10 protein-coding genes are annotated in these 13,635 nt (G+C 68.7%); 8 read left to right on the top strand and 2 right to left on the bottom strand.

The features are described from left to right. The first annotated feature begins 21 nt into the window (after positions 1-21). Together HW466_RS05410 and HW466_RS05405 are read left to right on the top strand one after the other, a co-directional pair. The gene (locus HW466_RS05410; RefSeq protein WP_059543424.1) at positions 22-1,461 is read left to right on the top strand and encodes a DUF1254 domain-containing protein; all 1,440 of its coding nucleotides are present in this window, start codon (positions 22-24) and stop codon (positions 1,459-1,461) included. A gap of 152 nt (positions 1,462-1,613) precedes the next feature. After that, positions 1,614-5,417, top strand: a complete 3,804-nt coding sequence (locus tag HW466_RS05405; protein WP_174905522.1) for a DUF748 domain-containing protein — start codon at positions 1,614-1,616, stop codon at positions 5,415-5,417. A gap of 64 nt (positions 5,418-5,481) precedes the next feature. On the opposite strand, the gene HW466_RS05400 is transcribed toward HW466_RS05405, so the two are convergent. Next, positions 5,482-5,703 (bottom strand): hypothetical protein, encoded by a 222-nt coding sequence (locus tag HW466_RS05400; RefSeq protein WP_059448952.1) that lies wholly within the window; start codon positions 5,701-5,703, stop codon positions 5,482-5,484. A 302-nt stretch (positions 5,704-6,005) separates the two neighbouring features. Between HW466_RS05400 and HW466_RS05395 the strand changes: the two genes are divergently transcribed. After that, positions 6,006-7,682 (top strand): alkaline phosphatase family protein, encoded by a 1,677-nt coding sequence (locus HW466_RS05395; RefSeq protein ID WP_059543421.1) that lies wholly within the window; start codon positions 6,006-6,008, stop codon positions 7,680-7,682. 90 nt (positions 7,683-7,772) lie between these two features. Here HW466_RS05395 and HW466_RS05390 read toward each other — a convergent pair whose 3' ends face one another. Beyond that, complete coding sequence (locus tag HW466_RS05390) at positions 7,773-8,669, bottom strand: LysR substrate-binding domain-containing protein (protein ID WP_059448954.1); 897 nt, start codon at positions 8,667-8,669, stop codon at positions 7,773-7,775. 162 nt (positions 8,670-8,831) lie between these two features. Between HW466_RS05390 and HW466_RS05385 the strand changes: the two genes are divergently transcribed. The 5 genes from HW466_RS05385 (at position 8,832) to HW466_RS05365 (ending at position 13,497) form a co-directional block, all read left to right on the top strand. Continuing rightward, complete coding sequence (locus tag HW466_RS05385) at positions 8,832-9,683, top strand: ABC transporter permease (protein WP_059772718.1); 852 nt, start codon at positions 8,832-8,834, stop codon at positions 9,681-9,683. Between the two features lie 7 nt (positions 9,684-9,690). Beyond that, a complete protein-coding gene (locus tag HW466_RS05380) occupies positions 9,691-10,722 on the top strand; it encodes an ABC transporter ATP-binding protein (RefSeq protein ID WP_059798498.1) in 1,032 nt (343 codons plus the stop codon). 319 nt (positions 10,723-11,041) lie between these two features. Continuing rightward, entirely contained in the window at positions 11,042-12,130 is a 1,089-nt protein-coding gene (locus HW466_RS05375) for an extracellular solute-binding protein (RefSeq protein ID WP_059543414.1), read from the top strand. Between the two features lie 10 nt (positions 12,131-12,140). Then, entirely contained in the window at positions 12,141-12,971 is an 831-nt protein-coding gene (locus tag HW466_RS05370) for an ABC transporter permease (protein WP_059501484.1), read from the top strand. Next, positions 12,949-13,497 carry an SLOG cluster 4 domain-containing protein gene (locus HW466_RS05365; protein WP_059868704.1) on the top strand — a complete coding sequence of 183 codons (549 nt, stop codon included), beginning with the start codon at positions 12,949-12,951 and terminating at the stop codon, positions 13,495-13,497. The genes HW466_RS05370 and HW466_RS05365 overlap by 23 nt, the downstream gene beginning before the upstream one ends. Positions 13,498-13,635 lie beyond the last annotated feature (138 nt).

Genomic DNA, 13,635 nt, shown 5'->3' with positions numbered 1-13,635 from the left:
ACGATATTCGGCCAGTACTCGATGATTGAAAACCTGCGAGAATCAATTTTCCTGCGGCGCGCGGCAGGCGCGTCGCTGGCTCTGGCGGCACTGCTGACGGGATGCGCGTCGCAACCGGACGCGATCCAGCGGAAAACCGGCTGGATGCGTGCCGAAGTGGCCGACTCCTATGTATACGCCTATCCGCTCGTGCTGATGGACGTCGCGAAGGAAGCCGCGACGGGCGGCGACGGCGCGCAGCCGGGCCAGGCGCCGCTCAACACGTTGCGTCACGCGCAGGCGCTGCCGCCCGTCGGCGCGCTCAACCCGCCGCTGCCGGGGGTCGACACGCTCGACTCGACCGGCTGGCTCGACGTCGGCGCCGAGCCGGTGATCGTGACGCTGCCCGATACCCGCGGCCGCTACTGGGATGCCCGCGCGCTCGACATGTGGACGAACGTGCTGTGGTCGTCGTCGAGCGTCGCGGCGCGGGGCGCTCGCGGCGCCGCGCGATCGCAAACGATTGCCTTCGCCGCGAAGGACTGGCAGGGCACATTGCCGAAGGGCGCATTGCGTGTCGACGTGCCGTCGGCCAACGCATGGCTCGAAGTGCGGCTGCAGACGAGCGGCGGCCGCGACCTCACGAACGTGAAGAAACTGCAGCGGGCGATCCGCGTGGTGCCGCTGTCCGTCTATACGGGCAGCACACGCGGCGCGTCGGTCGCGGTCCATGCGGGCAGCGCGCCGTCGGAAGCGGCGAGCGGCGGCACGCCGGCCGAGCAGGTGGCCGCGCTCGACCCGAAGGCATTCTTCACGCGCTTCGCGCAGGCGCTGCAGGACAACCCGGCACCGGCCGACGACGCGCACGCGAACGAATTGCTCGCCGACATCGGCGTGCGGGCCGGCTACCCGGTGCTGTGGACGGGCGATCGCCTGAGCGCCGCGACGGCCGGCGTCGCCGAGGCGCGCGCGCGGCTCGCGACGCCGCCGTCGAACCTGCTGAGCGCGAACGGCTGGAGCTGGATCGGCGACACGGCGGGCAAGTACGGCCAGGACTACGCGCTGCGCGCGTACGCGGCGTACACGCAGTTCGGCACCGCGACGCGCGACGACGAGACGCTCGCGCTCGTGCGCGTCGACAGCGACGGTCACCCGCTGAACGGCGCGAACCGCTACCTGCTGCACTTCGCGCCGGGCGCGCTGCCGCCGGTGCGCGGGTTCTGGACGCTCACGCCGTACGCGACCAACGGCGCATTGCCCGATGTCGGCTCGGCGCGCCGCTCGCTCGGCGACCGCGACCGGCTGCGCCGCAACCACGACGGCTCGATCGACGTGGTCGTGTCGGCGTCGCCGGGCGGCACGCATGCGGCCAACTGGCTGCCGGCGCCGCGTACCGATTTCGCGCTTGCGCTGCGACTCTACGCGCCGAAGCCGCAGGCGAGCGACGGCTCATGGATGCCGCCCGTCGTCGTCCGAAAATGAACCGACGGGCACCACCGCTGTCCGATCCGCGGGCGCGGCGGGCTCGCCCAAACGTCGTTCCGTCACCACCTGAGCCTATACTTTCGGGATAGCGTGCGCGGCCGTGCCGGTCTTCCGGCGCGGCCCGGCATCCATTCCCGAGGCATCCAAGCATGTCAAGCGCAGACAAAGAAACCGTACCATCCACCCTCCATGCCCTCGGCGGCGTTGCACGCTCGCGCCGGACCCGGCGTATCGGGCTCGGCGTGCTGATCTTCCTGGTTTTATTCGGACTGCTCGGATTCTTCGCGGCGCCGCCGCTGATCCGCCACATTGCCGAACAGCAGCTGAGCCAGCAGCTCGGCCGGCCGTCCACCATCCAGCGCATCGCGCTGAACCCTTACACGCTGAACCTCGAAGCCGACGGCGTGCACGTCGGCGAGCGCGGCGGCCAGGGCGACTTCATCGACATCGGCAAGCTCGTCGTGCGGCCGTCGTGGTCGTCGCTGTTCCGCGGTGCGCCGATCGTCAACGAAGTGCGCGTCGACTCGCCGCGCTTTCACGTCATCCGCTACGACGCGCAACGCTTCAACTTCACCGACCTGATCGAGAAGTTCTCGACGCCGTCCAAGCCCGAGAGCAAGCCGACGCATTTCTCGGTGTCGAACATCCAGGTCAACGACGGCCGGATCGACTTCGACGACCGCCTGCTGAACGAAAAGCACGTGGTCGACAACTGGACGCTCGGCATTCCGTTCATCGCGACGCTGCCGTCGAAGACCGACATCTTCGTGCAGCCGAAACTGCGTGCGCGATTCGACGGCAGCCCGATCGCGATCGACGGCAGGACGAAGCCGTTCGCGCTGTCGCGTGAGTCGGAAGTCGCGCTGAAGTTCGACCGGCTCGACGTGCCGAAGCTGATTTCATACGCGCCGGCGAAGCTGCCGGTGATCGTCACGAGCGGCCTGCTGAGCAGCGATCTCACGCTCAATTTCGTGATGAGCGGCGACACGCCGTCGCTGCGTGTGTCGGGCACCGTGGATCTCGGCGACGCGAAGGTGACCGACCGCGCGTCCGCGCCGCTGTTCGCCGCGCGCGGCGTGCACGTCGCGGCCGCCGGCCTCGAGCCGCTTCGCAACGTGCTGCATTTCGACGAGATCCGGCTCGACCAGCCGGTCGTCGATCTGGCGCGCGACAAGCAGGGCGTGCTGAACGTCGAGAAGCTCGCCGGCCCGCCGGCCGCCGCGCCGAAGGCCGACGCGGGCAAGCCGGCCGCGTCGGGCGCCGCCGCGTCGACGGTCGCTGCTGCCAGCGCCGCGAGCGGCGCGAAGGTCGAAGCCGCCGCGAAGGAAGCGCCGCCGCTCGATCTGACGATCCGTCATGTCGCGATCGACGGCGGCACGATCAACGTCGACGACCGCGTGCCCGCGACGCCGACCGCGATGTCGCTGACGAAGCTCGCCGCGACACTCGACGGCTTCACGCTGCAGGGCAAGACGCCCGCGAAATACACGCTGTCGACGTCGCTGTCGCGCGGCGGTGACGTGAAGGCCGAGGGCGCGTTCAGCCTGGCGGCGAAGCAGGCCGACACGAAACTGACCGTCGACGCGCTCGCGCTGCCGGCGCTGCAGCCGTATCTGGGCGAGGCGACCCGTGCGCGCGTGCTCGACGGCACGCTCGGCGCGAGCGTCAACGCGAAGGCCGACTGGGGCAAGACGCCGCTCGACGCGCAGGTCGCCGACAGCACGGTGAGCGTGAAGTCGCTCAAGCTCGCGACGCCGGACACGAAGGCGCCGGCGATCGTGCTGCCCGACGCGAGCGCGAAGATCGCGAAGGTCGACGTCGCCGCGCGCATCGCGGAAATCGCGAGCGTCGACGCGACTGGGCTCGCGCTGGACGTGAAGCGCCTGAAGGACGGCAAGATCGATCTGGCCGCGCTGGGCGAACCCGCGCAGGCGGCGGTGCCCAAGCGCACGGTCGCGCGCAAGGCCGCGGCGGCCGCGCCGTCGTGGCACTACCGGATCGACGCGCTGAACGTGAAGGAATCGTCCGCGAACTTCACGGACCTGTCGACGCCGCGCCCGGTGAAGCTCGCGATCAAGCCGCTCGACCTGTCGGTGCAGAAGATCAGCGACGACATGACGAAGCCGCTGCCGGTGCAGTTGAAGGCGACGCTGAACCGCAAGGGCTCGGTGAGCGTGTCGGGCGACGTGACCGCGCAGCCGCTGAAGCTCGGCCTGAAGATCGACGGCAACCGGCTCGATGCGGCCGCGTTCGAGCCGTACTTCGGCAGCGCGCTGAACGCGACCATCGCAAGCGCGCTGCTCAACGCGCAGGGCAACCTGACGTTCGCGCAGGTGAAGGACACGCCGCGCGCGACCTATCGCGGCGACGTCGCGCTGGTCGACGTGCGGATGCTCGACAAGGCGACCTCCGACCCGTTCGCGGGCTGGCGCTCGCTCGCGCTGTCGAACCTGAAGGTGAACTACGACGAGAAGGGCACCGACGTCGACGCCGCGCGCGTAACCTTCTCGAACTTCTACGGCCGCGTGCTGCTCGATGCGCAGGGGCGGCTGAACCTGAAGGACGTCGTCGCGAAGGAGACGGGCCCCGCGCAATCGCTGACGCGCGACGCGAGCAAGACCGAACCGGTGCCGCTGTCGCCGGGCGTGACGCCGCCGGCCGCCGCGCAGGCGGCGTCGGCCGCGGCCGCGCAGCAGGCATCCGCGCCGGCCGCCGCATCGGCGACGGTCGTCGTGAAGGCCGCGCCGCAGCCGCAGAATCCGGTGCGCATGCATTTCGGCCAGCTCGTGCTGCAGAACGGCCGCGTGACCTACACCGACAACTTCATCAAGCCGAATTACACGGCGAACCTGGTCGCGATCAAGGGCACGGTCGGCGCGTTCGGCACGGACTCGACGACGTCCGCGCCGGTCGACGTCGCCGCGAATCTCGCGGGCAACGGGCCGATCTCGATCAAGGGATCGGTGAACCCGCTGATCGACAAGCCGGCGCTGGATCTCACCGCGACCGCGCACGACATCGAGCTGACCAACCTGACGCCGTATTCGGCGAAGTACGCCGGCTACCCGATCACGAAGGGCAAGCTCAACGTCGACCTGCATTACCAGCTCGCGAACGACCAGCTGCAGGCGAACAACCACATCTTCATCGACCAGCTCACGTTCGGCGATCACGTCGACAACGACACGGCGACGAAGCTGCCCGTGAAGCTCGCGATTTCGCTGCTGAAGAACACGCGCGGCGAGATCGACGTGAACCTGCCGGTGTCGGGCTCGCTGTCGAATCCGGAGTTCAGCGTCGGCGGGCTGATCTGGCGCGCGGTGCTGAACCTGATCGCGAAGGCGGTCACGTCGCCGTTCACGCTGCTCGCGAACGCGTTCGGCGGCAGCGGCGGCGAGGATCTCGGCTACGTCGAGTTCGCGCCGGGCTCGTACGCGCTCACCGACGCGCAGCAGAAGAAGCTCGACACCGTCGTGAAGATGCTGACCGAGAAGCCGTCGATCCGGCTGGACCTGATCGGCCGCGTCGATCCGGAGAAGGACACGCCGGGGCTGCGCGACGCGTACGTCGAGCGGCTGGTGCGCCAGCAGAAGCTGAAGGACGTGGTCGGCCAGGGCGAGAGCATCGATCCGATGTCGGTGAAGGTCGAACCGGCCGAGTACACCAAGTACCTGACGCGTGCATACAAGGCCGCCGACTTCAAGAAGCCGCGCAACCTGATCGGCCTGCAGAAGACGCTGCCCGATGCGGACATGAAGAAGGCGCTTGCCGATCACGCGCCGGCCGACGACAACGCGCTGCGCGCGCTCGCGCAGCAGCGCGCGCAGGCCGTGCGCCAATACCTCGACGGCAAGATCGATTCGAGCCGCATGTTCGTCGTGGCGCCGAAGCTCGATGCGAAGGGCATCGAGGACAAGGGCGCGACGACGCGCGTCGACTTCGGCCTGCAGTAAGCCGCGTCACGTCATCATCCGCCGCCGCGCCCGACCGGCAATCGGGCGCGGCGGCGCGTTCCTTTCAGCGTTCGGCGATCGCCGGTTCGCGCTTGTCCAGTTCCTTCCTCGCGGCCAGCGGCAGACGCGCGTCGTCCCACTGCGTCAGCCACTCGACTTCCTTCGCGGTGAACACCTGGCCGTAGTTGCGCAGCGCGTACTGCAGCGCGTCGACGACGTGATGGCGAATGATTTCGGGGGTGCGTGCATCGTCCAGCACGAACCGGAGAGCTTCCAGGGTCGACATACTCGTGCTCCGGGTCAGGGAAAACCCTTTATCACACGCCAATAGTCATGCGCCAAGCGCGAAAAAAAATCGTGTCGCCGGCGGTGGCGCGCGGTATGCACCGGCGCGGTGCGGAATTCGGCGCGCTGGTTGCCGAGTGCGCCGCGCCACCGTGTTGTGCGACCGCGTCATGTCACTTGCGATTGGTTACGTTTGATAGAAAACAGAAAGCCCCGCTTCATCGGAGCGCCGCACGATCCGGCCATATTTTGCGCGCCTGATGGCAGGTCACGCAGTTCAACGTCAATCGATGAGGTGGGGTGATGATGTCTTTCCTTGGTAAGCAGCGGAAGTTGGCGGCAATGATGGCGGGCGCGCTGGCATTCACGGGCGCCAGCGCCTACGCGGCGCAGCAGGACGGCAACGGGCAGGGCAACGACGCCGGCCACGGCCGGCGCGTCGTTAAGCACGTGTTGCTGATCAGCGTCGACGGCCTGCACGAGCAGGATCTCGCGCGCTGCATCGGCGCGAACACGTGCCCGAACATCGCGGTGCTCGCACAAAACGGCGTCACGTATACGAATGCCTATACGCCGGGCCTGTCGGACTCGTTCCCGGGGCTCGCCGCGCTCGTGACGGGCGGCTCGCCGAAGACGGCCGGCCTGTTCTACGACGTGTCGTACGACCGCAACCTGTACGCGCCGAGCGACACGACGTGCTCGGGCAAGCAGGGCTGGAACGTCGTGTTCGACGAGACGACCGGCATCGACGCAATGAACGGCGGCGCGCTCGTGCACCTCGACGGCGGCGGCGCGTTCAATCCGCAGGCGATTCCGCATGCGAAGGTCAACGGGCAGTGCGTGCCGGTCTATCCGCACAACTACGTGAAGACCAATACGGTGTTCGAGGCCGTGAAGGCCGGCGTGCCGAACGCATACACCGCGTGGGCCGACAAGCACGCGTGGGGTTACGACTGGCTGAACGGCCCGTCCGGCACCGGCGTGGACGACCTGATGCGTACCGAGATCAACTCGATCGACCCGGCGACGAACACCAACTACACCGACGTCTATTCGCACACCGCGCGCTTCGACAATCTGCACGTGCAGGCGCTGGTCAACCAGATCGACGGCCGCGACTCGACCGGCACGAAGAACGCGCCGGTGCCGACGCTGTTCGGCGCCAATTTCCAGACGCTCAGCGTCGCGCAGAAGGCGCCGGTCGCGAAAGGCGGCGGCTATCTCGATGCGAACTTCACGCCGAACGGCCAGGTTGCGAACGCGATCACGTACGTCGACAACTCGATCGGCCGCATCGTCAACGAGCTGAAGCAGCGCAACCTGTACACGTCGACGGCGGTGATCGTCACGGCGAAGCATGGCCAGTCGCCGACCGATCACACGAAGCTCGTGAAGAACGGCGACACGCTGACGAAGCTGCTCGAAGCGAACGACTATCTCGATCCGAACGGCAACTTCGGCCAGAACAACACGACGACGGGCAACCTGAACGACGGTTCGGGCCTGGTCGGCACGGGCTTCGTGCAGACCGACGACGTCGGCCTGATCTGGCTGCGCGACCGCAGCCAGCGCACGGCGGTGGTGCAGACGCTGAAGGCGAACCTCGGCTGCAACGCGCCGGGGATCTGCGCGGACGGCCCGCAGGCGTACATCCTGTACGGCGCGGCGCTGGCCGACCGGTTCGGCGATCCGGCCAACGGCCGCACGCCGGACATCGTCGTCCAGCCGAATCCGGGCGTGATCTACACGTCGAGCACGAAGAAGGACGAGGAACACGGCGGCAACGCGCCGGACGACAGCCACCTCGGCCTGCTCGTGTCGTATCCGGGCCTGCACCGCGCGCGCACGGTGACCGATCTCGTCGGCACGAAGCAGGTCGCGCCGACGATCCTCGGCCTGCTCGGCGCCGATCCGAAGCTGCTGCACGCGGTCGTGGCCGAGAACACGCACGTGCTGCCGGGGCTCGGCATCGATCGCTGACGCGACGTGACGTAACGGGCGGCATGGCGACGCCCACGGGCGCCGCCGTGCCGTTCGCCGCTCAGCCGTGCCCGGCGATGTCGGGCACGCTCAGCGGTGCGCGCATTCGTCGAGCATCCATTCCCTGAAGCGCCGCAACGCGGCGCTCGTCTCGAGACGCTCCGGCGCACAGCACAGGTAGTGCCCCTGCGCGTCGACGTCGACCGGCGCATCGAACGGCTCGACGAGCGCGCCGCTCGCGAGCGTGTCGACGATCAGGAAGCGCGGCACGAGCGCGAGTCCGAGCCCGGCTTGCGCGGCCTGGATCAGCACCGAATATTGTTCGAAGCGCGGCCCTGCCAGCGCGTTCATCCCGGCGACGCGATGGCGCTGCGCCCACAGGGACCACGCGATCTCCGCCTGCTCGTGTACGAGCCGCGGCGCGGCAGCCGCGTCGGCGGGCGTGCGCAGCGCATGGCGTGCCGCGAATTCGCCGGAACAGACCGGCACGAACGTGCGGCCGTCCAGGTAATCGCACCGGACGCCTTCCCATGCGCCGTCGCCATAGCGGATGGCCGCATCGAGTCCGAACGGAAACACGTCGCCGTGCGCGAGATGGCGGCGAAAACTCAGCGTGACCTCCGGCGCGCCGGCCAGAAAGCGCGCGAGGCGCGGCACCAGCCATTTCGTCGTGAAGGTCGGCACGCTGGCGATGGTCAGCAGGTCGCTGTCCTCGCGCGCGCTCAGCAATTCGATCGATGCGTTGCCGATTTCGCGCAGCGGGCCGATCACGCGTGCGTGATAAACCTGCCCGGCCCGCGTGAGTGCAAGCGTGCGCCCCTCGCGCACGAACAACTTCACGCCGAACATCGATTCGAGATTCGCGATCTGGCGGCTGACCGCGCTCGGCGTCAGGCCGAGCTCGCGCGCCGCATACGAGAAGTTCAGGTACTTCACGGAACTCGCGAACGCTTGCAGCTCCGCAACGTTGGGAAACAGGTGCTTCACGGCGAACTATTCCTTGCGCGCACAGATCGATGCGGGCGTTGTACGTTTTTTTCATGACGATGCCATGTCGGATCCGCACACTGCGTCCGTCATGACAACGCGTGCCGGCCCGGCCCGGCGGGCGTTGCATGACCCGTTCCGTGTTCGCCAGCGAGATTCGCCATGCATCCGCCATCCGCTTCGGCCCTTGCCGAAGCTATTCCGATTCGTCGTAACAAACGGCCGCGCGCGATGGCGGGACGCCTGCTGCTGAACGCGCTCGTCGCGGTGTTCGGGCTGTATCTCGCGCTGCCGATCGTGCTGCTGCTGGTCGGCTCGGTCGGCCAGTCGTGGACGAACACGCTGCTGCCGACCGGCATCACGTCGCACTGGTTCGTCGATCTGGCCGCGAATCGCAGCTTCACCCGCGCATTCGGCACGAGCCTCGTGGTCGCGCTCGCCTGCTGCGCGATCAATGCCGTGCTGGCGCTGCCGCTCGCGTATGCGCTGCATCACCGCGCACTGGCCGGCCGCGGCTTCGCCGCGCGCATCGTGATGCTGATGCCGATCGCGGTGCCGGCGCTCACGCTCGGGTTCGGCTACATCGCGATCTTCAGCGGCGATGTGCTGCCGTGGCTCGGCACGCTGCCGCTGATGATCGCCGCGCACGCCGTGCTGACGCTGCCGTACCTGCTGCAGACGTTGTCGAGCGACCTGCGCCACCTGGGCATCGCGCATCTCGAGGCATGTGCGGCGACGCTCGGCGCGACGCCGCTGCGCCAGTTTCTGACGATCGTGCTGCCGAACCTGCGGCACAGCCTGTTCTCCGGGCTTGTGATGGTCGCCGCGCTGTCGATCGGCGAATTCCAGATCTCGAATCTCATCGCGGGCTTCCGTTACCGCAACTATCCGATCGTGCTGCTGCAGGCGTTCTACGGCGCGTCCGGGATGGCCTGCGCGGCGACCGTCGTGCTGCTCGTCCTCGCCGTGCTCGCGACGCTCGCCTCCGTCTTCACCGTGCAACGCCTGAAGTGAAACCGTCATGAGTCTCGATTTCGAACACGTCAGCTTCCAGTATCCGGGCGCCCGTCACGGCGTCGACGCGGTCACGCTGTCCGCGGCGCAGGGCGAACTGCTCGCCGTGATGGGCCGCAGCGGTTCCGGCAAATCGACGCTGCTGCGCCTCGCCGCCGGCCTGCTCGACGGCTATCGCGGTCGTATCGCGATCGGCGGCCGCGACATGGCCGGCGTGCCGGTGTGGCAGCGCGAGGTCGGGATGGTGTTCCAGCACTACGCGCTGTTTCCGAACCTGTCGGTCGTCGACAACGTCGCCTATGGCCTGAAGATGCGCGGCATGGCCGCGGCGCCGCGCCGCCGCCGCGCGCTCGAGATGCTCGAACGCGTCGGCCTCGCGGCGCAGGCGGGGCGCAGCACGGCGCTGCTGTCCGGCGGGCAGCAGCAGCGCGTCGCGCTGGCCCGCGCGCTCGTGATCGAACCGAAGCTGCTGCTGCTCGACGAGCCGCTCGCGGCGCTCGATGCCGGCATCCGCCACCAGTTGCGCGACGAGATCCGCGCGCTGCAGCGCGCATGCGGCGCGACGACGCTGCTCGTCACGCACGATCAGGACGAAGCGCTCAGCATGGCCGATCGCGTGGCGATCGTCGACGGCGGACGCATGCTCCAGGCCGGCACCCCGCGCGACCTGTACGAGCGTCCGGCGACCGCGCAGGTCGCACGCTTCGTCGGCCATTCGACACTGCTGCGCGGCCGTGTGCTCGCGCAGGGCGCGGTCGACGTGCGATTCGCGACGCTGCACGCGGATACGGGCGCGCACCGGCCGGGCGATTCGGTCGAGGTGCTGATCCGGCCGGAACACCTGCAGCCCGATCCGCCCGCGGACGTCGCGAACCGCATCGCTGGCCGGGTCGGCGAGGTGCGCTACTTCGGCGCGACCCAGCGCTTCGACTTCGTGCCGGCCGGCGCGACCGACGCGCTGCTCGGCGAAGGGCGCGAACTGCCCGCGCGTTCGGTGTCGATCGAGCCGCGCCATCTGCTCGTGCTGCCCGCCGCGTGAGCGCGGGTGACCTAGGGTCTGTTTACATATGGAACGTGCATGCGAATGCCCGAAATCGCTCGTAGGGCAAGAAGTGAGGAGCGCCGTTTGGCCGCGCCAAACAAGCGACGAGCGACGCCGCCGTACGGGCGATTTCGGGCATTCCCGTGGAATGAATTTCAAATTTGGGGTTGCCACGAGAACGGCCGCTCGCCGCGTTGCGCTCCTTGCGAATACGTCAGTATTCGCGGCGTCGCGCGCCTCGCGAGCGGCCGTTCTCGTGGCAACGCATGCACGTTCCATATGTAAACAGACCCTATCCATTCAACGGAGAATCCCGATGTCCGCACGCCGTCACTTTCTTCATGCGACGCGCCGCCGCCTGCTGGCGCTCTGCGCGTTCGCGACCCTGGCGCCCGCGCTTGCCCATGCCGCGCCGCTCTATCCGGGCGAGGACGCGCTGTACGAGAAGGCCGCCGACGAAGGGCTCGTCGTGTCGTTCGACACGGGCCCGGAGTGGGCGAACTGGAAGTCGCTGTTCGCCGAATTCCGCAAGCGTTACCCGAAGGTCGAGATCACGTACAACGACATCGGCTCGGCGGCCACCGTCGTCGCGCTCGACAAGTCGCGCCGCCGCCCGCAGGCCGACACCGCGTATTACTTCGCGGCATCGGCGCTCGATGCGACGGCCCGGGACGTCGTCGCGCCGTTCAAGCCGGTCAATTTCGACAGGCTGCCCGCGGTGTTCCGCGCGGCCGACGGCCGCTGGTTCGCGGTGCATTCGCTGAACATCGCGTTGCTCGTGAACAAGAAGCTCGTGAAGAACGTGCCGCAGCGCTGGTCCGACCTGCTGAAGCCGGAATATCGCAATGCGGTCGTGTATCTCGATCCGCGCTCGACCGGGCAGGGGCAGGTCGCCGTGTTCGCCGCCGCCTATGCGAATGGCGGCAGCATCGACAACCCGAAGCCGGGCGCGGAGTTCTTCGGCAAGCTGAAGCAGGCGGGCAACGTGCTGCGCGTCGAGGGGACGACGCCGTACGCGAAATTCGTCAAGGGCGAGATTCCGATCCTGATCGGCTACGAGAACGACGGGCTCAAGGCCAAGTACGTGGACGGCATGGGCGACGCGGCCGAAGTCGTGATCCCGCAGGACGGCAGCGTGTCGGCGCCGTACGCGATGAGTCTCGTGAAGAACGGCCCGAATCCGGCCGCCGCGCAGTTGTGGCTCAACCTCGTGATGAGCGACGTCGGACAGGCGCTGTTCGCGCAGGGCTTCGTGCGGCCGGCCGTGCCCGGCACGCCGGTGGCGCAGGACGTCGCCGCGAAGCTGCCGAACGCGCCGCAGGTGCGCCCGCTCGATGTCGCGAAGGCCGCGACGCACAAGGCCGAAGTCGACCAGCTCTGGTCGCAGGCCACGCTCGGCAAGTAAGGGGCGCGCGATGCGGGGCTCCTCCATGCAGCGCGGCGTCCTGCGCCGCTACGGCGCGATGCCGGCGGCCGTGCTGCTCGCGCTGTGCTTCGTGCTGCCGCTCGGCGCGCTCGTCGGCGCCGCGTTCGAAGGCGGCGGCCGCGCGTTCGCCGCCGTGTTCGGCGATCCGCTCGTCGCCGACGCGATCGTGCGTTCGCTGGCGCTTGCGATCGGCGCCGGCACGTTGTCCGTCGCCGTCGGCGTGCCGGTCGCGTTCGTGCTGGCCGGGCAGTCGCCGGCGCGCCGCCGCTGGTCGCTCGTGCTGCTCGGCGTGCCGCTCGCCTTTTCCGGTCTCGTGATCGCGTACGGCTTCATCCTCGTGTTCGGCCGCGCCGGTTTCGTGACGATGCTGCTGGCATCGCTCGGCGCGGATCCGACCGTGGTCGGCGGCGCGATCTACTCGATGCCGGGGCTCGCGTTCGCGTATGCGTACTACCTGATCCCGCGCGTCGCGCTGATGCTTTACCCGGCGCTCGCGAATCTCGACCGGCGGCCGCTCGAGGCGGCGCTGACGCTCGGCGCGCGGCCGTGGCGCGCGTGGGTCGATGTCGCGTGGCGCGAGCTCTGGCCGTCGATCGCGTCCGCATGGTGCCTCGTGGGGGCGATCGCGCTCGGCACGTACGGCACGGCGCTCGCGCTGGCCGGCACGCAGGTCAACATCCTGCCGCTGCTGATGTACCTGAAGCTGTCCGACGGACAGACCGATTTCTCGCAGGCCGCCGTGCTGTCGATCGTGCTGACGGCGCTTTGCACCTGCGTTCTTGCACTGGGGGAAGGACTTGCACGGCAACGACGTCATTGAATGGTCGAACGACGCGCGCGACGCGCTGGCGCAACTCGCGCAGCGGCAGTGCGGCGCGCAACGGCACCGGATGCCGGTCGGCGTGATCGGGCCACGCGACGCGACGCAAGCGCAGCTTGCCGTCGCCGAGCGGATCGCGCACGGAATCGCGGCGACGGGCATCGCAATCGTCGGAGGCGGCAAGCAGGGCGTGATGGAGGCTGCCGCGCGCGGCGCACGCGGTGCGGGCGGATGCGCGATCGGACTGCTGCCCGAGGACGATGCGCGGGACGCGAATCCGTATCTGAGCGTCGCGCTGCCGACCGGGCTCGGCATTACGCGCAACGCGCTGATCGCGCGCGCGTCGTTGTGCCTGATCGCGGTCGGCGGCGGCCTCGGCACGCTGTCGGAAATCGCGCTGGGGCTGCAATGGGGCAAGCCGGTGTTCGGGATCTGCAACGCGCCTCAGGTGGCGGGCGTCGAGCATTTCGACGAAGCAGACCCGCTCGTCGCGCGCGTCGCGCGGTGGTTGTCCGGTTCGGCATAGGCCGGTATCGCGCCCGCAGGGAACACGCCGATGCTGGTGGGGATCGGCATGCGTTCTTGGCGCGGCGCGGGCGCTTCTCCAGCAATTTCCATACGGCCCCCGCGCGATGCGAGGGCCGTTCTTTGCGACCGGCGGGTG

This window comes from Burkholderia territorii, assembly GCF_902833055.1.
In the GTDB taxonomy this organism is placed as follows: domain Bacteria; phylum Pseudomonadota; class Gammaproteobacteria; order Burkholderiales; family Burkholderiaceae; genus Burkholderia; species Burkholderia territorii.
This window is presented reverse-complemented; position numbering and strand designations above follow the sequence as displayed.

Bases quoted from the DNA above. Each gene is read 5' to 3' on its own strand.
- HW466_RS05380 (WP_059798498.1), top strand. From the start codon at position 9,691: ATGAGTCTCGATTTCGAACACGTCAGCTTCCAGTATCCGGGCGCCCGT.
- HW466_RS05370 (WP_059501484.1), top strand. From the start codon at position 12,141: ATGCGGGGCTCCTCCATGCAGCGCGGCGTCCTGCGCCGCTACGGCGCG.
- HW466_RS05400 (WP_059448952.1), bottom strand. From the start codon at position 5,703: ATGTCGACCCTGGAAGCTCTCCGGTTCGTGCTGGACGATGCACGCACC.
- HW466_RS05410 (WP_059543424.1), top strand. From the start codon at position 22: ATGATTGAAAACCTGCGAGAATCAATTTTCCTGCGGCGCGCGGCAGGC.
- HW466_RS05385 (WP_059772718.1), top strand. From the start codon at position 8,832: ATGCATCCGCCATCCGCTTCGGCCCTTGCCGAAGCTATTCCGATTCGT.
- HW466_RS05375 (WP_059543414.1), top strand. From the start codon at position 11,042: ATGTCCGCACGCCGTCACTTTCTTCATGCGACGCGCCGCCGCCTGCTG.
- HW466_RS05395 (WP_059543421.1), top strand. From the start codon at position 6,006: ATGATGTCTTTCCTTGGTAAGCAGCGGAAGTTGGCGGCAATGATGGCG.
- HW466_RS05405 (WP_174905522.1), top strand. From the start codon at position 1,614: ATGTCAAGCGCAGACAAAGAAACCGTACCATCCACCCTCCATGCCCTC.